The sequence below is a fragment of the Methylobacterium isbiliense genome (genome assembly GCF_022179325.1).
GTDB classification, from domain to species: domain Bacteria; phylum Pseudomonadota; class Alphaproteobacteria; order Rhizobiales; family Beijerinckiaceae; genus Methylobacterium; species Methylobacterium isbiliense.
In genome coordinates this window covers 40,779-63,057 of sequence record NZ_BPQQ01000010.1, presented here as the reverse complement: position 1 = coordinate 63,057, position 22,279 = coordinate 40,779, and the positions used below count along the sequence as shown (strand labels likewise).

The window sequence follows — 22,279 nt, the reverse complement described above, 5'->3', positions numbered from 1 at the left end:
GTTCCATCCCACACCGGCGCGCCTGGGCCAAGAGGCACGATCTGCGAGGCACCGGAGTCGAGGGACGCGGAGCGTCAGCCCGGTGCGACGCCGCCGGTCTGGCGCACCGCCTCGCCCAGGATCATGCCGGCCGCCACCGCGACGTTGAGCGAGCGCATCCCGGCCTTGAGCGGGATCACCACCCGGGCGTCGGCGGCCGCGTGCACCGCCTCCGGAACCCCGGCGGATTCGCGCCCGACCATCAGGCAGTCCCCGGGCGCGAAGGCGAAGAGGGTGTAGGGCAGGGCGCCCGCCGTGGTGGCGAGCACGAGCCGGATGCCGGCCTCGGCCCGCCACGCCTCGAACGCGGCCCACGAGCGGTGGCGGGTGATGGCCACGTGGTCGAGGTAGTCGAGCCCCGAGCGCCGCAGGTGTCGGTCCGAGACGTCGAACCCCGCCGGCTCGATGATCTCCACCGCCACGCCGAGACAGGCGGCGAGGCGCAGCATGGTGCCGGTGTTCTGCGGGATGTCGGGCTGGTAGAGGGCGAGGCGCAGCATCGGGTGGAGTGGTTCAAGGGTCAACGACGTGCGGCATCGCCCCCCGGTTGGCAGGGCGCCGCCGCACGATACCTAAACGGGTCCGATCCCCCACGGATGGCTCCCGCATGTTCCTCGCCTGGCTCGAGCGCCGCATCGACCCGTTCGCGCCCTGCGACGAGGGGCGCCAGCCGCCCGGCACGGTCACGGGCTTCGCCGGCCACTACCTGCGCCCGGTGCGCACGGCCCTGGTCATCCTGTTCTTCGTCGGGCTCGCGGCCGGGATCGTCGAGGCGTCGCTCTACCTGCTGATGGGCTGGTTCGTCGACATCCTGGCGAAGTCGGAGCCGGCGACCCTGTGGGCGAACCACGCCACCGGCCTCACGCTGGCCGCCGCGCTGATCCTCGTGGTGCGCCCCTGCCTGTCGTGGCTGCACGAGGCGCTCTCCAACCAGCTCGTGGTGCCCCAGACCACGAACATGATCCGCTGGCGCACGCACCTTTACACGCTCGGCCACTCGCTCTCCTACTTCCAGGCCGATTTCGCCGGGCGGCTCGCCAACCGGGTGACGCAGGTCGGCCCGGCGGTGCGCGAACTCGCGGTGGTGTTCATCGACACGCTGCTCTACGTGGCGATCTTCGCCGTCACGGCGGTCGGGCTGTTCTCCTCGATCAGCCCGTGGCTGGTGCTGCCGGTGGCGCTCTGGATCGTGGCCTATGCCGGCCTCACCGCCTACTTCGTGCCCCGCGCCCGTGCCCGCTCGCTCAAGGTGGCGGACACCCGCTCGACCCTGATCGGGCGCATCGTCGACAGCTACACCAACATCCTCACCGTCAAGCTCTTCGCCCGCGACAGGGAGGAGCGCTCGGCGGTGCGCGAGGCGACCACCGCCCACACCGACGCCTACCTGCACTCGTTCCGGCTCATCACGGCGACCACCGGGACCCTGTCGCTCCTCAACAGCGTGCTCATCGTGGCGACGGCCGGGGCGGTGCTGGCGCTGTGGTCGCGCGGGCAGATGACGACCGGGGAGGGGGCCGCGGGCCTCGCCCTGGTGCTGCGCCTCATCGCCATGTCGGGCTGGGTGATGCAGACCGTGCGCGGCCTGTTCGAGAACATCGGCGTGATCCAGGAGAGCATGCAGACCATCGCCCGCCCGCACGGCATCGTCGACCGGCCGGACGCGCGGGAGCTGACGGTCCCGCGCGGGCGCATCGCCTTCGAGGGCGTGACCTTCCATTACGGCCGCGAGGACCGCGGCGTGATCGAGGGCCTGACCCTGACGATCGCGCCCGGCGAGAAGGTCGGGCTCGTCGGCACCAGCGGCGCCGGCAAGACCACCGTCACGTCGCTGCTGCTGCGCCTGCACGACCTCGAAGGCGGGCGCATCCTGATCGACGGCCAGGACATCGCGGGCGTGACCCAGGACTCGCTGCGGCGCCAGATCGCGGTCGTGACGCAGGACACCTCGCTCCTCCACCGCTCGATCCGCGACAACATCGCGTATGGCCGCCCCGAGGCGGGCGAGGAGGAGATCGTCGCGGCGGCCAAGCTCGCGCACGCCCACGACTTCATCCTGGGCCTGGAGGACCACAAGGGCCGCACCGGCTACGCGGCCCAGGTGGGCGAGCGCGGCGTCAAACTCTCGGGCGGGCAGCGCCAGCGCATCGCCATCGCGCGGGTGATCCTGAAGGACGCGCCGATCCTGATCCTGGACGAGGCGACCTCCGCGCTCGATTCGGAAGTGGAGGCGGCGATCCAGGGCTCGCTCGACACCCTGATGCAGGGCAAGACCGTGCTGGCCATCGCCCACCGGCTCTCGACCATCGCCGCCCTCGACCGGCTGATCGTGCTCGACCGCGGCCGCATCGTGGAGGAGGGCCGCCACGCGGAGCTGATCCGCCGCGGCGGGCTCTACGCGCGGCTGTGGGCGCGCCAGTCCGGCGGGTTCCTGGGGACCGGGGACCCGGCCTTCGAGGCGGCGGAGTAGGGGCCCCGCCGTCGCGAGACGGGGCCGCGGCGGCCGCGCCTACTGCGCGTTGCGGAAGGGCTCGAACTTGGTCAGGCCCCGTAGGAGCTGGCCGAGGAAGGCCTGCTCGCCGCCGCTGGTCGGCGTCGTGCGGGAGATGAAGTCGAACACCCGGCCGTCCTGCTGGCCGTAGAGCGCGACGCGCTCCACCTTGAAGCCCTGGTTGAAGTAGACGGCGAGCACCCGCTGATCCTGGGTGCTTTCGCCCAAGAACATCACGGTGCGGCGGGTGTTCTGGCTGATGTAGTACCAGGACTTGTTGCCGACGGTGGAGACGGTGGTCGGGGTGCCGAGGAGCTGGAGCACCTGCTCGGCGCTCGATCCGGGCTTCACCTGGGCCACCGCGGCCTCGTCGATGAGGTAGCCGCGGCGGAATTCCTCGCCGATCACGCAGCCGGCCACCGACAGGCCGAGGAGACCCGCCGCGGCGAGGCGGAGAAGCGACGGGGAGAAGCGACGCGGCATCGCGACCTCTGGAACACGCAAGCGGACGCCGGCCTTGCGCCGGGACGGACCGCTGCCGTACCCCGGGGTTGTGGCGTTGGCAAGGCACGGCCAAGGTTCGGCCACAGGCGTTGCGGCGGCCGCCGCGGCGCGGATTCCGGCAGGCCGCCCAGCGGGTTGGGCGACGGAGGCATGATGATCCGCAACCTCTTCCGGCGCGACGACGGGCGCCGCCGCGTCATCGAGGCGTTGCACGTGCGCATCAATGCGGCGGCCCGCCAGCCCGGCCTCTACCTCGCCCTCGGGGTGCCGGACACGGTGGAGGGGCGCTTCGAGACCCTGTGCCTGCACGTGATCCTGGTGCTGCGGCGGCTGCGGCAGCTGCCGGCACCGGCCGAGGACGTGGCGCAGGATCTCGTCGATTCGGTCTTCGCCCAGCTCGACTCGTCCCTGCGCGAACTCGGGGTCGGCGATCTCGGGGTCGCCAAGCGCATGAAGAAGCTCGCCCAGGCCTTCTACGGCCGGGCAGGGGCCTACGACGCGGCGCTCGATGCGGGCGACCGCCCGGCGCTCGCCGTCGCGCTCGCCCGCAACGTGCTGGCGCGCGACGAGGCGGAGGCGGGGACGCCGCTCGCCGCCTACGTGGCCGCCGCCGCCGAGGCCCTGGGCCGGCAGGATCTCGATGCCCTTCTCGGCCACGGCCCGGTGCTGCCCGACCCCGCCGCCTTCGCGTCGCCGGCCGGGAACCCGGGGCACCGCCCCGCGTGAATCGTCAGGTCGGCGCGGCCATCCGCTCTCGCGTCATCGCCGCCGCAGAACCGGCGGCCCATTCGGCGCATGAGGCTCAGACGAGGAGGACACCATGACACCTGACACCGTCGGCCCGCTGTCCCGCCCGGTCGCGGTCGAGCGCGCGCTCAAGGCGGGGCAGGAGGTCGTGGTCGAGGCGAGCCCGGAGGAGCGCGAGGCGCTCGCCCGTGACTTCGGCCTGCCGGCCATCCACAGCCTCGTCGGCCGCTTCCGCCTCGCCGGCTCGCTCCACCGCCTGCAGGTAACCGGCACCGTCGAGGCGGCCATCGCGCAGACCTGCGTGGTCACGCTCGATCCCTTCGACTCGACGATGCGCGAGGAGGTCGACGTGGATTTCGCCGCGCCCGACGCCTTCGCGGGCACGGCCGCCGAGGACGCGGAAATTCCCGACCCGATCGTCAACGGCCGCGTCGACCTCGGCAGCCTCACGGCGGAGTTCCTGGCGCTCGGGCTCGATCCCTACCCGCGCAAGCCCGGCGTCGCCTTCGAGCCCCCGGCCGGAGACGCGCCCGAGACGCCGTTCTCACGGCTCAAGAGCCTCAAGGACGGGGCCTGATCCGGCTCAGCCCTCGACCACCAGCTCCACCCGGTCGGCCACGAACAGCCCGCGCGTGGCCTGGATGCGGGTGCCCGCCGCGTCCGCATTCACGCTCGCGAGGCTGATGAGCACCCGGCCCGGCGCGAGGTCGAGCCGGGCCGCCTCCTCGGCGGCGGCCAAGCGGGCACCGATGCGGGTCGAGAGGCGGGTGTAGTCGGACACGCCGAACGCCGCGTAGGCCCGGGTGATCGATCCGAGCGCCGCGTAGGCCCTGTCGAAGCCGGCAAAGCGCGGCAGCGGCAGGCAGGTGCGGGCGGTCGAGATCGGCGTGCCGTCCGCGCGGTGCAGCGTGAGGAGATCGAGCACGGGCGCGCCCGGCGGCAGGCCGAGATCGGCCGCGATCTCGGCCTCCGCCGCCACCTCGGCGCTCGCGATCAGGTCGCCCCAGGCCTCGCGCCCGGCCCGCGAGACGATCTCCGAGAAGCGCGTGCGCGGGCCGATCGGGTAGGCGAGACGGGGCGCCTCGACGAAGGTGCCGCGCCCCTGCGTCGCCCGCACGAGGCCGCGCTCGGCCAGCACCGCCAGCGCCCGGCGCACCGTGTGGCGGTTCACGCCGAAGCGGGCCGCCAGCGCCGCCTCGGTCGGCAGCTGCGCGCCGGCCGCGAGAGCGCCCGTCCGGATCTCGGCCTCCAGGCCGTCCGCGATCTGCCGCCACGCGGCCAGCCCCTCGCCGCGCCTGAGCGCCGTCACCCGGATGTCGCCGCCCTCGCCCATACCGTCATCCAAACTTCATTTGCCCGCGCACGCTCACTTGTCTATACCATTAGACAAGTCAGGACCACCGGACGCCATGCCGACCGCCACCTCAACACGCTCTCCGCCGCGAACGCCAGAGACCGAGCAGCGCCGCGCCGTGATGGCCCGCTGCGCGCTCGCCACGCGCGAGGAGTTGCGGGCGGCCCTGGACCGGCTCGGGCCGGTGGACGGTGCGGAGGATCTGCGCCCGGCCGAGACCGGGCTGGTGATGGCGCGCGGGCGCATCGGCGGTGACGGGCGCGCCTTCAACCTCGGCGAGATGACGGTGACGCGCGCCGCGGTCCGGCTCTCCGGCGGGGAGACGGGCTTCGCCTACCATCTCGGCCGCGACCGCGAGAAGGCGCGCCTCGCCGCGATCCTCGACGCGGTCTGGCAGCGGCCGGAGCGGCGGGCGGCCGTGGAGGCGGCGCTCGCGCCGGCGGCCGGCCGGCGCGCGGCCGAGGACGCGGCAGCGGCGCGGCGGAGCGCGGCGACCAAGGTGAACTTCTTCACGATGGTGCGGGGAGAGGATTGATGGCGCTCGCCCCCGGGCTGCGGGATCCCGTGCACGACGCGCAGCGCGTCTTTCGCGCCGTGATGGACGCGCTCGCCCGGCCGGGCCGGGTGCAGGCGCTCACCCTCACGCTATCGCCCCCGGCGCCGCTCACGCCCGAACTCGCCGCCTTGGCGCTGACGCTCGCCGACGCGGACGCGCCGCTCTGGCTCGACGCGCCGCTCTCTGCCAGCCCGGAGGTCGCCGCCTTCCTGCGCTTCCACACCGGAGCGCCCGTGGTGGCGGATCCCGGGCAAGCCGCCTTCGCCCTCGTCTCCGATCCGGCGCGCTGCCCGGATTTCGCGGAGTTCGCGCAGGGCACGCCCGCCTATCCGGACCGCTCCGCCACCCTGGTGCTCGCGCTCGACCGGCTGGGGGAGGACGGGCGGCTCGTGCTGGAGGGGCCGGGCATCCGCGGCCGGGCGCACCTGTCCGCCGCACCGCTGCCGCCGGATTGCGCCGCCCGGCTCGCCGCGAACCATGCCCGCTTCCCGCTCGGCATCGACCTCCTGCTCGCCGCGCCGGGCCGGCTCGCCGGCCTGCCGCGCTCCACCCGCGTCACGGAGGCGTGATATGTACGTGGCCGTGAAGGGCGGCGAGGCCGCCATCGCCAACGCCCACCGGCTGCTCGCCGAGGCGCGCCGGGGCGACCCCGGGGTGCCGGACCTCGCGGTGGAGCAGATCGCCGGGCAGCTGAGCCTGCTCGTCGACCGGGTGATGACGGAAGGCTCGCTCTACGATCCCGGCCTCGCGGCGCTCGCCCTCAAGCAGGCGCGCGGCGACCTGATCGAGGCGGTGTTCCTGGTGCGGGCCTACCGCACCACGCTGCCCCGCTTCGGCGCCGGCGAACCGGTCGATACCGGGGCGATGCGGCTCGCGCGCCGCGTCTCCGCCACCTTCAAGGACCTGCCCGGCGGGCAGGTGCTCGGGCCGACCTTCGACTACACCCACCGCCTTCTCGATTTCGCGCTCGCCGCCGGGGGCGAGGTGCCGGCGGCCGCACAGGCCGAGCCGGAACCCGGCCCGGCGCCGCGGGTCACGGACCTGCTGGCGGGCGACGGCCTGATCGAGCCCTCGCCGCCCGAGGAGGGCGCTCCGGTGGGCGACCTCACCCGCGAGCCGGTGGATTATCCCGCCGACCGGGCGGTGCGCCTGCAGGCGCTCGCGCGCGGCGACGAAGGCTTCGTGCTCGCGCTCGGCTACGCGACCCAGCGCGGCTACGGCCGCACCCACCCCTTCGTCGGCGAGGTGCGGGTGGGCGAGGTCGAGGTGGAGTTCACGCCCGAGGAACTCGGCTTCCCAGTCCCGCTCGGGCGCGTCGCGCTCACCGAGTGCCAGATGGTCAACCAGTTCAAGGGCAGCGCCGCCGTGCCGCCGCAGTTCACCCGCGGCTACGGCCTCGCCTTCGGCCAGTGCGAGCGCAAGGCGATGGCGATGGCGCTGGTCGACCGCGCGCTGCGGGCGGAGGAACTCGGCGAGCCGGTCGCCTCCCCGGCCCAGGACCAGGAATTCGTGCTGGCGCATTGCGATGCGCTCCAGGCCACGGGCTTCGTCGAGCACCTCAAGCTGCCCCACTACGTCGACTTCCAGGCCGAGCTGGAGCTGGTGCGGCGGATGCGGGCGGAGCACGCGCGGCAGGGAGAGGGGCAAGGGCAAGCGCAAGGGCAAGGGCAAGGGCAAGGGCAGGACCACCTGCCGAGCGTGGAGGCGGTGGAATGAGCGACGAGGGCCATCGCGGCGACGCCCGCCTTCCGGGCCATGAGACGGACATCACGCCGTCTCCCGAGCCCCACGCCCGCACGGAAGACCTCCCGGCGGAGCCGGCGCCCGAGCCGGGGACCGGCTACAACTTCGCCTATCTCGACGAGGGCACCAAGCGGATGATCCGCCGGGCGATCCTCAAGGCGATCGCGATCCCCGGCTACCAGGTGCCCTTCGCCTCGCGCGAGATGCCGATGCCCTATGGCTGGGGCACCGGCGGCGTGCAGGTCACCGCCGCGATCCTGGGGCGGAGCGACGTGCTCAAGGTCATCGACCAGGGCTCGGACGATACCACCAACGCAGTCTCGATCCGCGCCTTCTTCGCCCGGACCGCGGGCGTCGCCGTCACGACCCGCACCGCCGAGGCGACGGTGATCCAGACGCGCCACCGCATCCCCGAGCGCCCGCTCGCCGAGGGCCAGGTGCTGGTCTACCAGGTGCCGATCCCCGAGCCCCTGCGCTTCCTCGAGCCGCGGGAGACCGAGACGCGCCAGCTCCACGCGCTCGCCGAGTACGGGCTGATGCACGTCAAGCTCTACGAGGACATCGCCCGCCACGGCCACATCGCCACCACCTACGCCTATCCGGTCGAGGTCGCGGGCCGCTACGTCATGGACCCCTCGCCGACCCCGAAATTCGACAACCCGAAGATGGACGATTGCCCGGCGCTCCAGCTCTTCGGTGCGGGGCGCGAGAAGCGGATCTACGCGGTGCCGCCGCACACGCGGGTGCGCAGCCTCGATTTCGAGGACCATCCGTTCCGGGTGCAACACTTCGCCGAACCCTGCGCGCTCTGCGCGGCCCGGGGCGTCTACCTCGACGAGGTGCTGCTCGACGATGCCGGGCGCCGGATGTTCGTGTGCTCGGACACCGACCATTGCGAGGAGCGCCGCGCGGCCGGCCATCGGGGGGAGGGGGCATGAGTGCCGGGGCGACGTGCGGACCGCTCCTCTGCGTGCGCGGCCTGACCAAGCGCTACGGGCACCGAATCGGCTGCGCCGACGTCGCGTTCGATCTCGATCCCGGCGAGGTGCTGGCGATCGTGGGCGAATCCGGCTCCGGCAAGTCGACGCTCCTGTCGCTGATCGCCCGCGACCTCGCGCCCGATGCGGGCACGGTGCGCTACCGGCTGCGCGACGGCACGCTGGCCGACCTCGCGGCCCTCTCGGAGGCCGAGCGGCGCCACCTGATGCGCACCGACTGGGGCTTCATCCGCCAGGATGCCGCGCAGGGCCTGCGGATGGGGGTCTCCGCCGGCGGCAATGTCGGCGAGCGGCTGATGGGGGTCGGCGCGCGCCATTACGGCCGGATCCGCTCCACCGCCGCCGAGTGGCTGGGCAAGGTCGAGATCGCCGCCGACCGCATCGACGACCCGCCGAAGGCCTTCTCGGGCGGCATGCGCCAGCGGCTGCAGATCGCCCGCAACCTCGTGACCGGCCCGCGCCTCGTGCTGATGGACGAGCCGACCTCCGGCCTCGACGTCTCGGTGCAGGCCCGCCTCCTCGACCTGATCCGCCGGCTCGTGGCGGAACTCGGCCTCGCGGTGGTCATCGTCACGCACGACCTTGCGGTGGCGCGCCTGCTCTCGCACCGGATGATCGTGATGCGCGGCGGCCGGGTGATCGAATCCGGCCTCACCGATCAGGTGCTCGACGATCCCGCCGAGCCCTACACCCAGCTTCTCGTCGCCTCGGTGCTCGCCGCATGATCCCGCTCATCGCCTTCGAGGACGTGGCCAAGCGCTTCACCCTGCACCTGCGCGGCGGGCTGGTGCTGCCGGTGGTCGATTCCGTCAGCCTCTCGGTCGATCCGGGGGAGTGCGTGGTGCTGGGCGGCCCGTCCGGCGCCGGCAAGTCCTCGCTGCTGCGGATGGCGAGCGGCAACTACCGCTGCGACCGCGGCGCCATCCGGGTCCGCGACGGGGACCGGGTGGTCGACGTGGCGACCGCCCCGCCGCGGGAGATCCTCGACCTGCGCCGCCGGGTGATCGCCTCGGTGTCGCAGTTCCTGCGGGTGATCCCGCGGGTGGGCGCCCGCGCGGTGGTGGAGGCGGCCGGCCGCGAGGGCGGCCTCGCGCCACAGGAGGCCGCGCGCCGCGCCGCCGAGCTGCTGGCCCGCCTCAACCTGCCCGAGCGCCTGTGGGACCTGCCGCCCGCGACCTTCTCGGGCGGCGAGCAGCAGCGCGTGAACATCGCCCGCGGCCTCGTCGCCGACAAGCCGCTCCTTCTCCTCGACGAGCCGACCGCCTCCCTGGACGCGCAGAACCGCGCCGTGGTGGTCGCGCTGATCCGCGAGCGGCAGGCGGCGGGGGCGGGCATCCTCGGCATCTTCCACGACGCGGACGTGCGCGAGGCCGTGGCCACGCGGATCGTCGACGTCACCCGCTTCCGTGCCCAGGCGGCGGCCTGAAGGAATCCCCGATGACCGAGATCTTCGAGAACGCGACGCTGGTCCTGCCCGACCGGGTGCAGCGCGGCTGGCTCGCGGTGGCGGACGGGCGCATCGCCGCCATCGGCGAGGGGCGGGCGCCGGAGCGCGGTCTCGACCTCGCGGGCGACCACCTGATCCCGGGGCTGATCGAGCTGCACACCGACCACCTGGAGAGCCACTACGCCCCGCGGCCGGGGGTGCGCTGGCACCCGCTCGGCGCGGTGCTGGCCTACGACGCGCAGATCGCGGCCTCGGGCATCACCACGGTGTTCGACAGCCTGCGGGCGGGCAGCGACCCGGACGGCAGCGGGCTCGGCCCCGAACTGATGCAGCTCGCGGAGGCGGTGGCGCGCGCGCGGGAGGCCGGCCTGTTCCGGGCCGAGCACCTCACGCATCTGCGCTGCGAACTGCCCTCTCCCGACGTGGTCGACACCGTGCGCGCCTTCGCGGAGCGCTACGCGATCGGCCTGATCTCGCTCATGGACCACACGCCGGGCCAGCGGCAGTTCCGCGACATCGCCAAGTACTACCAGTACGCCACGCGCGGCGGGCGCTCGCTGGAGGCGATCAAGGCCGGCACCGAGCGCAAGATCCGCGAGGGGCGGGCGCTCGAAGCGGCCAACCGCCCGGCGCTGGTGGCCTTCGCGCGGGAGCGCGGCATCGCGCTGGCGAGCCACGACGACACCACCCCGGACGACGTCGCGATGGCGCGCCGCGAGGGCGTGGCGCTGGCCGAGTTCCCGACCACCCGCGAGGCGGCGTCCGGCGCGAGGCAGGCCGGCATCACCGTGATGATGGGCGCGCCGAACCTGATCCGGGGCGGCTCGCATTCCGGCAACGTCGCGGCGGCGGCCCTGGCGGCGGACGGCCTGCTCGACATCCTGTCCTCCGACTACGTGCCCGCGAGCCTGCTGATGGGCGCCTTCGCGCTGCCGCGCCTCGTCCCCGGCATCGCCCTGCCCGAGGCGGTGGCGACGGTGACGCGCAACCCCGCCCGGGCGACCGGGCTCGCCGACCGCGGCGCGCTGGAGCCGGGCCTGCGCGCCGACCTCGTGCGGGTGCGCGTCAGCGAGGAAGTGCCGGTGGTGCGCCAGGTCTGGCGCGGCGGCGAGCGGGTGGCGTGATGGCGGGCGGCTTCGTGCTGGTGGTGGGGCCGAGCGGGGCTGGCAAGGACACGCTGATCCGGCTCGCCCACGCGGCGCTGGCCGGCGAGGCGCGCTACGTCTTCGCCCGCCGCCTCGTCACGCGCCCGCCCTCCGCCCATGAGGAGAACGAGGAGCTGAGCGAGGCCGCCTTCACGCAGGGCGAGGCGGACGGGCGCTTCGCCCTGTCCTGGCGTGCCCACGGCCTCGGCTACGCCCTGCCGGCCGAGACCCTGGACCACGCGCGGGCCGGCCGCGTGGTCGTCGCCAACGTCTCGCGCCGCGCGGTGGCGGAGGCGCGCACCCGGCTGCCCGGCGTCACCGTGGTCGCCGTAACGGCCCCGGCCGCCGTGCTGGCGCGGCGGCTTGCCGCGCGCGGGCGGCCCGAGGACGGCGACCTCGCGGCGCGGCTCGCCCGGGAGGCGCCGGTGCAGGCGGACCTCACCATCCGCAACGACGGCGCGCCCGAACAGGCCGCGGCAACGCTCGTCGCGCATCTGCGCGGGCGCTGATTGCCCGGAACCGATCCCCTTGCGGAGCTTTTCCGCCACGGCCATCATCCGGCGGCTCGCCGCGGGATGCGGCCGGAGCGGCGGCCCATCGGCCGCCACGCGGGAGATGGACGAGACCGGATGACGACGCCACGCGAGACCGAACTGAAGCTCGAATTCGAAGCCTCGGACCTCGCCACCCTGAGCGGACATCCGCTGCTGGACCCGCGCGAGGCGCCCGAGGAGGCGCGGCTCACCTCCGTCTACTTCGACACCGAGGACCGGCGCCTGAGGGCGGCCGGCTATACGCTGCGCGTGCGCAGCGACGGCGCCGGCCACGTGCAGACCGTGAAGGCCGCGCTGCCGGGCGCCGGCCTGTTCGACCGGCCCGAATGGGAATGGGCGGTGGCCGGGGCCGAGCCAGACCTGCGCCCGCTCGCCGAGACCCCGCTCGGCGACGTTCTCGGCCGCAAGGCGGTGCTGCGGCCGCTGTTCTCGGCGGCGGTCGAGCGCTCGGTGCGGGCGGTGGCGCATGGCGGCGCCCGGATCGAGGTGGCCCTGGACCGCGGCCGGATCACCGCCCTCGACGGGGCTGCCGATCGCGTGACGCCGCTCAACGAACTCGAACTCGAACTCAAGCAGGGATCGGCCGCGGACCTGTTCGGGCTCGCCCGGGAACTCGGCGCCAGCGTCCCGCTGCGGCTCGGTGTGCTGTCCAAGGCCGAGCGCGGCTACCGGCTCATCGGGGACGGGCTCGGCCGCTTCAGCAAGGCGGAGCCGGTGGCCCTCGACCCGGCGATGAGTGCCGGGGAGGCGTTCCAGGCGATCGCCCAGGCCTGCCTGCGCCACTTGCGGCTGAACGAGGAGGCGCTGCGCGACCACCGGCACGCGGAGGCGCTGCACCAGCTGCGCGTGGCGCTGCGGCGCCTGCGCTCGGCCTTCTCGCTGTTCGGCGACATCGTGGAGGATGCCCGGGTGCCGGCGCTCAAGGCCGAGCTGAAGCGCCTGAGCGAGCCGTTCGGGCACGCGCGCAACCTCGACGTCTTCCTGGCCACCACCTTGCCGGCCGAGCGCGAGCGGCGGCCCGACGAGGCCGGGCTCCTCACCCTGGAGCGGCACCTGGAGGATGAGCGCAACGCCGCCTACGCGGCGGTGATGGCGACCCTCGGCGGTACGGAGTGGCGCGGCGTCCTGATCGACCTCGTGGCGTGGCTCGATGCGGGGCCGTGGCGGGCCGCGGACGCCCCGCAGGCGGCGCGGCGCGACGCCCCCGCCCGCGCCTTCGCCACCGAGGAGCTGGAGCGCCGCCGCCGCAAGGTGAAGAAGCGCGGGCGCGGCCTCGACCATCTCGAGCCGCACGCCCGCCACGAGGTGCGCATCGCGGCCAAGAAGCTGCGCTACGGCGCCGAGTTCTTCGCCGGCCTCTACGCCAAGCCGAAGGCCGCCAAGCGCCACAAGAGGTTCGTGCGCGCCCTCGCCGACCTGCAGGACGCGCTGGGCGATCTCAACGACATCGCCACCGCCCACACGCTCACGGCCGACCTCGTGCGTGGCGCGCCGGGCGCCGCGGTCTTCGCCGCCGGCCTGACCGCGGCCGACGTGGAGCAGCGCACCCAGAAGCTCCTGGCCGAGGCCGCCGCCGCGCACACCGCCCTGATCGACGTGCGGCCCTTCTGGCGCTGAGGCCGCGTCAGCCGCGCGGCACCAGCGCGTAGAGCGTGATGGCGGCCGCGTTCGAGACGTTGAGGCTCTTGATCGCGCCCGGGAAATCGAGCCGGGCGACCACGTCGCAGCACTCGCGCGTGCGCTGACGCAGGCCCTTGCCTTCGGCCCCGAGCACGATGACGAGGGGGGTGCGCGGCGTGATGCCGGCGAGCGGCGTGTCGGCCTCGGAATCGAGGCCGATGCGCGTGAAGCCCCGCTCGCCGAGCTCGATCAGCGCCTCGGCGAGGTTGCGCACGATCACGAAGGGGACGTGCTCCAGCCCGCCCGAGGCCGATTTCGCCAGCACGCCGGTGGCGGCCGGGGAGTGCCGGGCCGTGGTGATGATGGCGTCGACCCGGAACGCCGCGGCGGTGCGCACGATGGCCCCGACATTGTGCGGATCGGTGATCTGGTCGAGCGCCAGCAGCACGGCCCCGTCCGGCAGGGCCTCGAAGGCCGGGGCGGGGAGGGGCTCGGCCTCCAGGTAGAGCCCCTGATGCACCGCCTCCGGCCCCAGCAGCGTCGTGATGGCGCCCGGCCGCACGAGTTCGGGCACGATGCGCAGCGGGCCGACCTCCTCGGTGAGGCGCTGGGCGGCGTTCTCCGTGGCGAGCAGCCGGTGCAGGCCGCGCGCGGGATTGCGCAGGGCCTCGGCCACCGGGTGCCAGCCGTAGAGCACCACCCGGCCCTCGTCCGGCCCCTCGTGTCGCCGCTCGGGCCGGCGATCAGGCCCCCGTCCACCCCGTCCCCGGTCCCGCGGCGCCGTCCGCCTCGTGGTCATGCCGTCTCATCTCCGCCGCGCCGCGCGGCGCTCCGACAAGCCGCGGCGCCTGCGCCGCGTCAACCCCATCGATCGCGCGGCCCATCAATCCGGTTGCTCCGCGCCGCGAACCTCACTATAGGACCCCAGGCCCGGCGAGCGCCCTTCGTCTAGCGGTCCAGGACGTCGCCCTTTCACGGCGAAAACACGGGTTCGAGTCCCGTAGGGCGCGCCAGCCACTATGGGTCCAGCACTTTTTGCCGCTTTTGGACGCTCCGGATGAGAGCGTCAGCACCGGTGTTTCGGACCGTTTCGGCGGTGGGTCCCATCTCCGGCTTCGGCTCTTGGACCATCGGCATGATTGTGCGCGGGTTCGCCAAGCTCAAGGTGTGGGTGGTAGGCGGCTCATGCGGTTCGAAGAGGTGGTGACGCTTCATCCCGCCCTGGATCGGCACCTCGAACGAGCCAGAGGGGCGGTCAGCATCGTCACGGCCCGTGGAGCGTCAGGCGACTGGACGGCGTCGAGGGGCCGAGAAAGGCAGCTTAGCCAACCGCTGCAGCCCCGGATTCGAAGGCTCGGGGCCGGGTGATCACACCGACGCCATTGGAGAGCGCTCAATTCAACGGCTTGGCCGAGGCCTTGGTGCGCCTGCTGCAACGCGACTTCGTCCGTGTCGCGGATCCCGGAGGCCCGGAGCGTGCTGCGCCGGCTTCCGCTTTGGCCGGCGCACGCCAATGAGCTTCGCCCTCATCGTCTGCTGAGCTATGGCTCGCCACGCGGGTTCATCGCTTGATCAGCTCAGGAGATCCGTCCGGGTTCCAAGGGGAAACAACACTGAATGATGTGGGCGATGCCGTCCGAAACCACGAGGTGGTAGGCGTCAGGTCACTTGCACGCATCGTGGCAATGGCGATCATGGGCTGGACGGGCATCTCATGGGGCCGCGTCGGGACAGATCCTGATCTTCGCAGCCAAGTCTTCCACGGTGTCGACGAGATTCCGCGACCGCAAAAACGTTTGTGAGTATGGGATACCTAGCCTGATCAGCACATCCTCGAAATATTCGATCTCCGATAAAAATTTACTGCAATTTTTATGCAGGGTTTGCTTGAGAGATTTTACATTCGCGAACCAAGATCAATAACCTGCGGCGTGAGCTTCTGCCAATCGAGAGGCGACCTGTTTCAACTGATAATCGGAAAGATCACCGGCTGAGAGGATGCTGATTTCAGCCATGCGCATAGCCTCACGCGGCGCGAACGGTGTTGAGGAAGGAGCTGACCTCGGTCGCGAGGTGCTCGGATTGGCGGGACAGCTCGGATGCGGCGACGAGGACTTGGCTCGCAGCGACGCCGGTTTCTTCCGATGCATGCGCGATACCCGTAATGTTGATGGTCACCTCCGACGTGCCGGTGGCTGCCTGGGCGACGTTGCGCACGATCTCCTGGGTCGCCGCGCCCTGCTCCTCGACCGCAGCGGCAATGGCGGTGCATACCGTGTTCATCTCGGCAATACGCGCGGTGATCGAGCCAATGGCCGAGACGGCCTGACCTGTCACCCCTTGGATGCGGCCGATCTGTCCGCTGATTTCGTCCGTTGCCCGAGCCGTCTGCGAAGCGAGTTCCTTCACCTCGGCGGCCACGACCGCAAAGCCCCGTCCCGCCTCGCCGGCGCGCGCCGCCTCAATGGTGGCGTTCAGCGCCAGCAGGTTGGTCTGACTCGCGATCGAGGAGATCAGCCCGACGACGTCGCCGACCTTCGTGACGGCCGCGGACAGGTCCTGCACGAGCCGCGCGGTCTGATCCGCTTCACCCACCGCAGCCTGCGCAAGAGATGCCGAGCCCTGCACTTGGCGTCCGATCTCCTGCACGGAGGTTCCCAGTTCCTCTGAAGCGGCCGCCACGGTGCTGACGTTGGAGGCGGCCTCCTCGGCGGCGGCCGCCACCGTGCCGGACTGCGATGCCGTTTCAGTTGCCGTCGTCGTCATCGTCGAAGCGGTGGCCTGCAACTGTGTCGCCGAGGCCGAGACCGTGCCGACGATCCCGCTGACCGCCCGCTCGAAACTGTCCGCGAGTTCGATCATCGTGCGACGCCGCTCGGCGGCGGCGGCTTCATCGGCGCGCCGCCGGATCTCCGCTTCCTCGACGGCCTTCCGGGCCACCATGGCCTTGATGCCTTCCACCGCCTGTCCAACAACGCCGATCTCGTCCTGGCGCGCCGCTTCCTTGATGTCGGCGTCGATCTCGCCCCTGGCCATGCGTTGCAGTACTGAAACCAAGTTCGCGAGCGGGCGCGTCAGCCCGAAGACGACGATGCCGATCGCCGTTCCCAACGCCGCGATCAACCCGATGGCGGCTGTCGCAACGAGGAGTGTGGTGGACGCCTCCGCGCTCGCCTGTGCGTCGGCCTTCGCCTTCTCCAACTCTTCCGTCAGTTGATCGATGCGGGGCTGGACGTAATCCCGAACCGCGCTGCGCGCTTGCAAGCCTTCGAGAAGGACGATTTTGGTTGCGGTCTCAATGTCGTTTTTCGAGGCTGCGGCATTCGCGCGGTCAACGATTCTGAAATAGACTTCGAGAATGTCGCGCAGCTTCTGATTGATTGCGCGTCGCTCGGGCGTGTCTGCGAGTGCTATCAGCGTGTCGGCTGCCTCGTATGTTCTCTTGACGGCCGCATCGAAGCGCACTTTATAATTCTCCAGTTCAGCGGCGCGCCTATCGACAAGCATGTTGCGGTTCTGAACTGTAGCCTCTGTCACGTTGATACGAACGCCCAAGATGTTCTCCAAGCGCTTGGCTTGAACGTCGACAATATTCTGAGTTTTATTGCTAAGTTCGAAAAAGGTGTTACGCGCCTGATAGACGATCAATCCTGCGATAATAGCCACCAACGCTAAGGGAAGCACAATCTTCGTGGTGATCTTGAAATTGGATAGGCGTAGCATGTCATGGCTCCACGACTGGAAGATATCTTTGATCACAGCAGTTAATGTTGTGTTGAAATGCAAAATCATGATCGAATATCTCCGTAGCCCGAAAGAACTAAGCCAAACGGGTTTCAGACTCGGGCCGGACTAAGGCGAAGCGCATAGTCTCCTCCTTGTAGGGAGGAAGCTTCGATCGCAGAGCGGCAGTTGAAACCCTTTCAAGGCTCAGCTGCACTCTCCAACCAGGGCATTGCGAAAGCCGGTGTCCGGATGCGAGAACTGCTTGGCCTCTGCCACGACGTGAAGGGCATGTTCAGTGACGGGCGGGCCGGACGGCCGGTCGCCGGGATTGCGCAGGGCGGAATCCGCTTCGAGGCGCTGGCGGCGACCATTTGGGCCTCGTTGAAGTCAGCCTGCACCGTCTCAGCATCACGATGAGAGTCGAGCGTGACGACCAGCGGGGTGGATGGCGCGCATCAGCGCGCCCTCCTGCCTGACAAGCGCCGGCCCGGCTCGAAGCACCAAGCATCCTCCTCAAGGGCCCAACGCGCCGCGTCCCGGCAACAATCCGCAACCAAACAGCGCCGCATTCCCATTGACAAATTGGAAGATCTCGCGGCTGATCGCCTGATATGACCGACTTGAATATTCGGCGAGAGACGATTTATCATCAGTAACATTTATTATTAGCACGTCTTCGCAATCCGAATTCCTCTCATCAGAACATGTTTGGAAGCCGATCTTCTCCTGGGCGTCGGGGTGTCGTGCGATCAGAGAGCAAGACCATCCTCCGGCGAAATGCGCATCGGGTGCTCGGGTGAGACGCCGCGCAACCGGGTGCGCCAAGCGCAGTGTCGTGCCAAGCTCCAGGTGCAAGACCGATGTGCAAGACCGATGTGCAAGACCGAGGTGCAAGACGGGTTTGCCTGACCCAAATCGCGTAGCCTTCCGGACGACCCGGCGCGGTTCAGCGTCCCCTCCCGACAGCGGACCTTCCGATGAGGTCGACCGATCGGCCTCGGTCCTTGGCCCGGCCGCGGAGGGCCGCGTATGGAACGGGCCAAGCACGACCGGCACCGGCACGCCTCCCGGCGATGCAGGCCGCCCGATCCGGAGCCGTGATGACCGCCTCGGGAGAGCAGCGCTGACCGCAGAGCTTTCGGCCGACGAGGCCCGTCGCATCGCACTCGCGGCACAAGGCTTCACGGCTTGGCGCCGCCGGGGGACCGTCGATGCGGCCCGCCTGCTCAAGGGAATCGATCAGCTCGGCCTGCTTCAGATCGACAGCGTCAACGTCCTCGTGCGTGCCCATTACATGCCGCTCTTCTCGCGTCTGGGTGCGTACGACCGCACGCTCCTCGACGCGATCGCGGCGGCGAGGTCCAAGCCGGTCTTCGAGTACTGGGGGCATGAGGCCTCGCTTCTGCCCATCGCCTGCCAGCCCTTGCTGCGCTGGCGCATGGAGCGCGCGCGCCGCGGACAGGACGTGTGGCGGCAACTCGCACCGTTCGCGGGGGAGCGACGCAGCGAGGCCGACGCGCTGCTTGCGCGCATCGAGAGGGACGGAGCGCTGGCCGGCTCCGATGTCGCCGGCACCAGGGCCTCGCAGGGCATGTGGGCCTGGAGCGCCGCCAAGCACGCGCTGGAATGGCTGTTCTGGGCCGGGCTGGTCGCCGCGACCCACCGGAGAGGCAGTTTTGAGCGGGTGTACGATCTGCCTGAGCGGGTGCTGCCCCGCGCCATCCTTCAGGTCCCGACGCCGAGCGAGGTGGATGCCCGGCGGAACCTCATCGCCCGGTCGGCACGCGCGCTCGGTGTCGCAACGGCGCACGATCTGCGCGACTACTACCGCATCGGCCCCACGGATGCCCGGCTGCCCATCGACCAGCTGGTCGAGGAGGGCACGCTCGTTCCCGTCCGCGTCCGCGGGTGGCTGCATCAGGCCTACCTGCACAAGGACGCGCGGCTCGGCCGCACGCGCGCCGGCGCGGCGCTGGTGTCGCCGTTCGACCCGCTCGTCTGGCATCGCCCGCGCACCGAGAGGCTGTTCGGCTTCCGCTATCGCCTGGAGATCTACACGCCTGCCCACAAGCGCGAGCACGGCTACTACGTCCTGCCGCTTCTTCTGGATGGTGCACTCGTGGCCCGCGTGGACCTGAAGGCGGACCGCAAGGCCGGCGCGCTGATCGTTCAGCGGGCGCATGTCGAGCGGCAGGCACCCTCGTGCACGGTGGAGCGCCTCGCGGACGCGCTCGGCTCCCTCGCGGCATGGCTCGGATTGTCGCGCCTTGCCGTCACGCCTGCCGCCGCCCTGGCGGGCTTGTCCCCGAGCGCCGCCATCCCGGCCGGACCGCCCGCCATCGGGTCGGCCCCCTCTGAAACGAGTGCCGATCCGTCGCGGCAGGTGCCCGTCACCGGCGGGGTCAAGGGCGGCACGTCCTGAACGAGAACGGATCGTTGCGCGGCCATGGATGGTCGTGGCCGCATGAAGGCCGCGCCCGGCCCCGGCACGGACGCTGGGGACAGCGACGCGCCATGGTTGCAGGAGGAGGGGTGGCACGGGAATGAGTCGCCGCGCAGCCGGCGTTTGCGACAGCCACGTGCGTGGCGACGCCCGCCGGCGCCGAGGAGCGGCCTGATCGATTGACCGGCCGGGCCGGCGCTGCCAGCGTGGCGGCAACGAGGGCCGGGTGCCCCCATTCGGGAGGATGACCGTGACGATGCGAGTTCGCGCAGCCGTGCTGCGCCACGCCCCCGCGCCGCGGCCCTACGCGACGAGCAGGCCCTTGACGATCGAGACCATCGACCTCGCGCCCCCTGGGCCGGACGAGGTTCTGGTCAGGATCGCAGGCGCCGGCCTGTGTCACTCCGACCTCTCGGTGATCAACGGCGACCGGCCGCGTCCCGTCCCGTTGGCGCTCGGGCACGAGGCTTCGGCGGTGGTGGAGGAATGCGGTCCCGGCGTCACCGACCTCGCCCGCGGCGACCATGTGGTGATGTCCTTCGTGCCGACCTGCGGCACCTGCCTGCCCTGCCGGGAGGGCCGGGCGGCTCTGTGCGAGCCGGGCAACGCCGCCAACGGTGAGGGCACGCTGCTCTCCGGCGCGCGGCGCATCCGCTGCGAGGGCGTCGAGGTCAACCACCACGCCGGCGTCTCGGCCTTCGGCGAGTACGCGGTGGTCTCACGCCACTCGATCGTCCGGATCGACCCGGAGATCCCGCTGATCGAGGCTGCCCTGTTCGGCTGCGCGGTGATGACCGGCGTCGGGGCCGTGGTGAACACCTGCGGGGTGAGGATGGGCCAGAGCGTCGCGGTGGTGGGCCTCGGCGGCGTCGGCCTCTCGGCGCTGCTGGGGGCCGTCGCGTGCGGAGCGGGCCGGGTGGTCGCCGTCGACCTCTCGGAGGACAAGCTCCGGATCGCCCGGGAGCTCGGCGCCACCGACACCTACCTCGCCTCCGATCCCGACGCGGTCGCGCAGATCCGCAGCGCCACGCAGGGCGGCGTCGACCACGCCCTGGAGATGGCCGGCTCCGTGAAGGCCTTCGACACCGCCTACCGGATCACCCGCCGCGGCGGCACGACGGCGACCGCCGGGCTCGCCCACCCCACGCAGGCCTTCACCCTGCCGGCGGTCGGCCTCGTGGGCGAGGAGCGGGTGGTGCGCGGCAGCTACATGGGAAGCTGCGTCCCGGCCCGGGACATCCCGCGCTACATCGCCCTGTACCGGCAGGGCCGCCTGCCGGTGAACAAGCTCATGACCGGCACCCTGGCGCTCGAGGCCATCAACGAAGGCTTCGACCGTCTGGACCGGGGCCAGGCGGTCCGGCAGGTGATCGCCCTATAGGCGCGTCAGGGCATCGCCCCTCGCCGCGCCCTCATGCCGGCCGCAGCCTCCGGCACAGGCAGCCCGACGGCGGTCGCGACCTCCGCCGCTCCCGCTCCAGAATGGTCTCAACATTCGGGAAGATTGACGGCCAGACCGCCCAGGCTGGTCTCCTTGTACTTCGCGTTCATCTCCTCGCCGGTCTGCCGCATCGCCGCGATGCAGTTGTCGAGCGGCATGAAGTGCGTTCCGTCCCCGCGCAGAGCCAGGGACGCGGCCGCAACGGCCTTGGTGGCGCCGATGCCGTTGCGCTCGATGCACGGCACCTGCACGAGGCCCGCGACCGGATCGCAGGTCATGCCGAGATGGTGCTCCAGGGCGATCTCCGCCGCGTTCTCGACCTGTGCCGGCGTGCCGCCGAGCACGGCGCACAGGCCCGCCGCCGCCATCGCGCTCGCTGAGCCGACCTCGCCCTGGCAGCCCGCCTCCGCGCCGGAGATGGAGGCATTGTGCTTGATCAATCCGCCGATGGCGGCGGCCGTCAGCAGGAACTCGGGGATCCGGCCCACATCGGCCCCGATGCAATGGTCCAGATAGTACCGCGCGACGGCCGGAACGACGCCGGCGGCCCCGTTGGTCGGCGCGGTCACGACCTTGCCCCCGGCCGCGTTCTCCTCATTGACCGCCATGGCGTAGACGCTCAGCCAGTCCGCTATCGCGTGCGGCTGCGCCGTGTTCGAGCCGCGTTCGCGCACGAGCTGCTCGCGGATGCGCTTGGCCCGCCGCTTGACGTGCAAGCCCCCGGGCAACTCGCCGTCCTGCGAGAGCCCGCGCTCGACGCAGCCGTTCATGGTCTGCCAGATGCGGGCGAGGCCAGCATCGACCTCTGCGGCGGACCGGCTGACCGCCTCGTTCGCGCGCTTCATCGCGGCGATCGACAGGCCGCTCTGTTGCGCCATCCGCAGCATGGCCGCCGCCGTGTCGAAGGGATACGGCCAGAGGCGCGGATCGGCCGCCGCGGAGGGCGGCGAGGTGCCGGCCTCCAGCTGCGCAGCCGTGACGACGAAGCCGCCGCCGATCGAGTAGTAGGTCTCGCAGAGGATGGGATCGCCCGCGGCGCCCGACGCCGTGAGGATCAACCCGTTCGCGTGCCCGGGCAGCGGCGGGCCGAAGTCGAACACGACCGCACATGCGGGATCGAAGGCGATCTCCGGCAGAGTGTCCGGCTTGAGCGTCTTGTGTCGGGCGAGGTCCGCGAGGCGGCGCTCCGCCTCGTCCATCTCGATCTCCGCGGGCCGGAATCCGAGGAGACCGAGTGCGACCGCCCGATCCGTGGCGTGCCCCCGGCCGGTGAAGGCGAGCGAGCCATGCAGCGTCACGCGGATCGCCGCCACATGCCTGCCGGCCTCGGTGCCGCGCAGGAGATCGAGGAAATCGGCGGCGGCCGTCATCGGGCCCATCGTGTGGGACGACGAAGGGCCGATGCCCGGCTTGAAGACGTCGAACACGCTGAGAAACATCGCTCACCATCCACTGCCGCGCGGATTTCGAC

Annotated in this window: 20 protein-coding genes and 1 tRNA gene; 15 read left to right on the top strand and 6 right to left on the bottom strand. The window is 71.5% G+C overall.

From position 1 onward, the window contains the following. Window positions 1-74: 74 nt before the first annotated feature. Window positions 75-539 carry a tRNA (cytidine(34)-2'-O)-methyltransferase gene (locus tag MFF61_RS04810; protein ID WP_238234040.1) on the bottom strand — a complete coding sequence of 155 codons (465 nt, stop codon included), beginning with the start codon at window positions 537-539 and terminating at the stop codon, window positions 75-77. Between the two features lie 107 nt (window positions 540-646). Between MFF61_RS04810 and MFF61_RS04805 the strand changes: the two genes are divergently transcribed. Then, complete coding sequence (locus MFF61_RS04805; RefSeq protein ID WP_238233931.1) at window positions 647-2,509, top strand: ABC transporter ATP-binding protein; 1,863 nt, start codon at window positions 647-649, stop codon at window positions 2,507-2,509. Window positions 2,510-2,548: 39 nt separating this feature from the next. Here MFF61_RS04805 and MFF61_RS04800 read toward each other — a convergent pair whose 3' ends face one another. Beyond that, complete coding sequence (locus MFF61_RS04800; protein ID WP_238233930.1) at window positions 2,549-3,013, bottom strand: outer membrane protein assembly factor BamE; 465 nt, start codon at window positions 3,011-3,013, stop codon at window positions 2,549-2,551. A 174-nt stretch (window positions 3,014-3,187) separates the two neighbouring features. Between MFF61_RS04800 and MFF61_RS04795 the strand changes: the two genes are divergently transcribed. Both MFF61_RS04795 and MFF61_RS04790 read left to right on the top strand, forming a co-directional pair. Then, on the top strand, window positions 3,188-3,760 hold the full coding sequence (locus MFF61_RS04795; RefSeq protein ID WP_238233929.1) for a ubiquinol-cytochrome C chaperone family protein: 573 nt from the start codon (window positions 3,188-3,190) through the stop codon (window positions 3,758-3,760). 94 nt (window positions 3,761-3,854) lie between these two features. Then, window positions 3,855-4,358, top strand: coding sequence for a YceD family protein (locus MFF61_RS04790; RefSeq protein ID WP_238233928.1), 504 nt, complete (start codon window positions 3,855-3,857; stop codon window positions 4,356-4,358). 6 nt (window positions 4,359-4,364) lie between these two features. On the opposite strand, the gene phnF is transcribed toward MFF61_RS04790, so the two are convergent. Continuing rightward, complete coding sequence (phnF, locus tag MFF61_RS04785; protein ID WP_238233927.1) at window positions 4,365-5,114, bottom strand: phosphonate metabolism transcriptional regulator PhnF; 750 nt, start codon at window positions 5,112-5,114, stop codon at window positions 4,365-4,367. 76 nt (window positions 5,115-5,190) lie between these two features. Between phnF and phnG the strand changes: the two genes are divergently transcribed. The 9 genes from phnG to MFF61_RS04740 all read left to right on the top strand — a co-directional run bounded on the left by phnG (window position 5,191) and on the right by MFF61_RS04740 (window position 13,195). Continuing rightward, entirely contained in the window at window positions 5,191-5,670 is a 480-nt protein-coding gene (gene phnG, locus MFF61_RS04780; RefSeq protein WP_283205967.1) for a phosphonate C-P lyase system protein PhnG, read from the top strand. Then, on the top strand, window positions 5,670-6,260 hold the full coding sequence (gene phnH, locus MFF61_RS04775; protein WP_238233926.1) for a phosphonate C-P lyase system protein PhnH: 591 nt from the start codon (window positions 5,670-5,672) through the stop codon (window positions 6,258-6,260). The genes phnG and phnH overlap by 1 nt, the downstream gene beginning before the upstream one ends. A gap of 1 nt (window position 6,261) precedes the next feature. Beyond that, window positions 6,262-7,407 (top strand): carbon-phosphorus lyase complex subunit, encoded by a 1,146-nt coding sequence (locus MFF61_RS04770; RefSeq protein WP_238233925.1) that lies wholly within the window; start codon window positions 6,262-6,264, stop codon window positions 7,405-7,407. Continuing rightward, on the top strand, window positions 7,404-8,372 hold the full coding sequence (locus MFF61_RS04765) for an alpha-D-ribose 1-methylphosphonate 5-phosphate C-P-lyase PhnJ (RefSeq protein WP_283205966.1): 969 nt from the start codon (window positions 7,404-7,406) through the stop codon (window positions 8,370-8,372). Before MFF61_RS04770 ends, MFF61_RS04765 begins: the two co-directional genes overlap by 4 nt. Next, window positions 8,369-9,157, top strand: a complete 789-nt coding sequence (gene phnK, locus MFF61_RS04760) for a phosphonate C-P lyase system protein PhnK (protein WP_238233924.1) — start codon at window positions 8,369-8,371, stop codon at window positions 9,155-9,157. The genes MFF61_RS04765 and phnK overlap by 4 nt, the downstream gene beginning before the upstream one ends. Beyond that, window positions 9,154-9,858, top strand: coding sequence for a phosphonate C-P lyase system protein PhnL (gene phnL, locus MFF61_RS04755; RefSeq protein WP_238233923.1), 705 nt, complete (start codon window positions 9,154-9,156; stop codon window positions 9,856-9,858). The genes phnK and phnL overlap by 4 nt, the downstream gene beginning before the upstream one ends. A gap of 11 nt (window positions 9,859-9,869) precedes the next feature. Continuing rightward, window positions 9,870-11,003 (top strand): alpha-D-ribose 1-methylphosphonate 5-triphosphate diphosphatase, encoded by a 1,134-nt coding sequence (locus tag MFF61_RS04750; RefSeq protein WP_238233922.1) that lies wholly within the window; start codon window positions 9,870-9,872, stop codon window positions 11,001-11,003. Beyond that, complete coding sequence (gene phnN / locus MFF61_RS04745; RefSeq protein WP_238233921.1) at window positions 11,003-11,533, top strand: phosphonate metabolism protein/1,5-bisphosphokinase (PRPP-forming) PhnN; 531 nt, start codon at window positions 11,003-11,005, stop codon at window positions 11,531-11,533. The genes MFF61_RS04750 and phnN overlap by 1 nt, the downstream gene beginning before the upstream one ends. Window positions 11,534-11,653: 120 nt before the next feature. After that, entirely contained in the window at window positions 11,654-13,195 is a 1,542-nt protein-coding gene (locus MFF61_RS04740; protein ID WP_238233920.1) for a CYTH and CHAD domain-containing protein, read from the top strand. A gap of 7 nt (window positions 13,196-13,202) precedes the next feature. Here MFF61_RS04740 and MFF61_RS04735 read toward each other — a convergent pair whose 3' ends face one another. After that, window positions 13,203-13,997, bottom strand: coding sequence for a TrmH family RNA methyltransferase (locus MFF61_RS04735; protein WP_238233919.1), 795 nt, complete (start codon window positions 13,995-13,997; stop codon window positions 13,203-13,205). Window positions 13,998-14,135: 138 nt separating this feature from the next. On the opposite strand from MFF61_RS04735, the gene MFF61_RS04730 reads away from it, so the two are divergent. Beyond that, window positions 14,136-14,211 (top strand) — tRNA-Glu (locus tag MFF61_RS04730). A gap of 1,012 nt (window positions 14,212-15,223) precedes the next feature. On the opposite strand, the gene MFF61_RS04725 is transcribed toward MFF61_RS04730, so the two are convergent. Further along, window positions 15,224-16,921, bottom strand: a complete 1,698-nt coding sequence (locus MFF61_RS04725) for a methyl-accepting chemotaxis protein (RefSeq protein WP_238234037.1) — start codon at window positions 16,919-16,921, stop codon at window positions 15,224-15,226. Window positions 16,922-17,786: 865 nt separating this feature from the next. On the opposite strand from MFF61_RS04725, the gene MFF61_RS04720 reads away from it, so the two are divergent. Both MFF61_RS04720 and MFF61_RS04715 read left to right on the top strand, forming a co-directional pair. Continuing rightward, window positions 17,787-19,346 carry a winged helix-turn-helix domain-containing protein gene (locus MFF61_RS04720; protein WP_238233918.1) on the top strand — a complete coding sequence of 520 codons (1,560 nt, stop codon included), beginning with the start codon at window positions 17,787-17,789 and terminating at the stop codon, window positions 19,344-19,346. A gap of 277 nt (window positions 19,347-19,623) precedes the next feature. Next, window positions 19,624-20,748 (top strand): zinc-dependent alcohol dehydrogenase family protein, encoded by a 1,125-nt coding sequence (locus tag MFF61_RS04715; RefSeq protein WP_238233917.1) that lies wholly within the window; start codon window positions 19,624-19,626, stop codon window positions 20,746-20,748. A gap of 107 nt (window positions 20,749-20,855) precedes the next feature. On the opposite strand, the gene MFF61_RS04710 is transcribed toward MFF61_RS04715, so the two are convergent. Further along, window positions 20,856-22,247: an L-serine ammonia-lyase gene (locus MFF61_RS04710; RefSeq protein WP_238233916.1), complete on the bottom strand. Its 1,392-nt coding sequence runs from the start codon at window positions 22,245-22,247 to the stop codon at window positions 20,856-20,858. Window positions 22,248-22,279 lie beyond the last annotated feature (32 nt).

Bases quoted from the DNA above. Each gene is read 5' to 3' on its own strand.
- MFF61_RS04810 (WP_238234040.1), bottom strand. From the start codon at position 539: ATGCTGCGCCTCGCCCTCTACCAGCCCGACATCCCGCAGAACACCGGC.
- MFF61_RS04805 (WP_238233931.1), top strand. From the start codon at position 647: ATGTTCCTCGCCTGGCTCGAGCGCCGCATCGACCCGTTCGCGCCCTGC.
- MFF61_RS04800 (WP_238233930.1), bottom strand. From the start codon at position 3,013: ATGCCGCGTCGCTTCTCCCCGTCGCTTCTCCGCCTCGCCGCGGCGGGT.
- MFF61_RS04795 (WP_238233929.1), top strand. From the start codon at position 3,188: ATGATCCGCAACCTCTTCCGGCGCGACGACGGGCGCCGCCGCGTCATC.
- MFF61_RS04790 (WP_238233928.1), top strand. From the start codon at position 3,855: ATGACACCTGACACCGTCGGCCCGCTGTCCCGCCCGGTCGCGGTCGAG.
- phnF (WP_238233927.1), bottom strand. From the start codon at position 5,114: ATGGGCGAGGGCGGCGACATCCGGGTGACGGCGCTCAGGCGCGGCGAG.
- phnG (WP_283205967.1), top strand. From the start codon at position 5,191: ATGCCGACCGCCACCTCAACACGCTCTCCGCCGCGAACGCCAGAGACC.
- phnH (WP_238233926.1), top strand. From the start codon at position 5,670: ATGGCGCTCGCCCCCGGGCTGCGGGATCCCGTGCACGACGCGCAGCGC.
- MFF61_RS04770 (WP_238233925.1), top strand. From the start codon at position 6,262: ATGTACGTGGCCGTGAAGGGCGGCGAGGCCGCCATCGCCAACGCCCAC.
- MFF61_RS04765 (WP_283205966.1), top strand. From the start codon at position 7,404: ATGAGCGACGAGGGCCATCGCGGCGACGCCCGCCTTCCGGGCCATGAG.
- phnK (WP_238233924.1), top strand. From the start codon at position 8,369: ATGAGTGCCGGGGCGACGTGCGGACCGCTCCTCTGCGTGCGCGGCCTG.
- phnL (WP_238233923.1), top strand. From the start codon at position 9,154: ATGATCCCGCTCATCGCCTTCGAGGACGTGGCCAAGCGCTTCACCCTG.
- MFF61_RS04750 (WP_238233922.1), top strand. From the start codon at position 9,870: ATGACCGAGATCTTCGAGAACGCGACGCTGGTCCTGCCCGACCGGGTG.
- phnN (WP_238233921.1), top strand. From the start codon at position 11,003: ATGGCGGGCGGCTTCGTGCTGGTGGTGGGGCCGAGCGGGGCTGGCAAG.
- MFF61_RS04740 (WP_238233920.1), top strand. From the start codon at position 11,654: ATGACGACGCCACGCGAGACCGAACTGAAGCTCGAATTCGAAGCCTCG.
- MFF61_RS04735 (WP_238233919.1), bottom strand. From the start codon at position 13,997: ATGACCACGAGGCGGACGGCGCCGCGGGACCGGGGACGGGGTGGACGG.
- MFF61_RS04725 (WP_238234037.1), bottom strand. From the start codon at position 16,921: ATGCTACGCCTATCCAATTTCAAGATCACCACGAAGATTGTGCTTCCC.
- MFF61_RS04715 (WP_238233917.1), top strand. From the start codon at position 19,624: ATGCGAGTTCGCGCAGCCGTGCTGCGCCACGCCCCCGCGCCGCGGCCC.
- MFF61_RS04710 (WP_238233916.1), bottom strand. From the start codon at position 22,247: ATGTTTCTCAGCGTGTTCGACGTCTTCAAGCCGGGCATCGGCCCTTCG.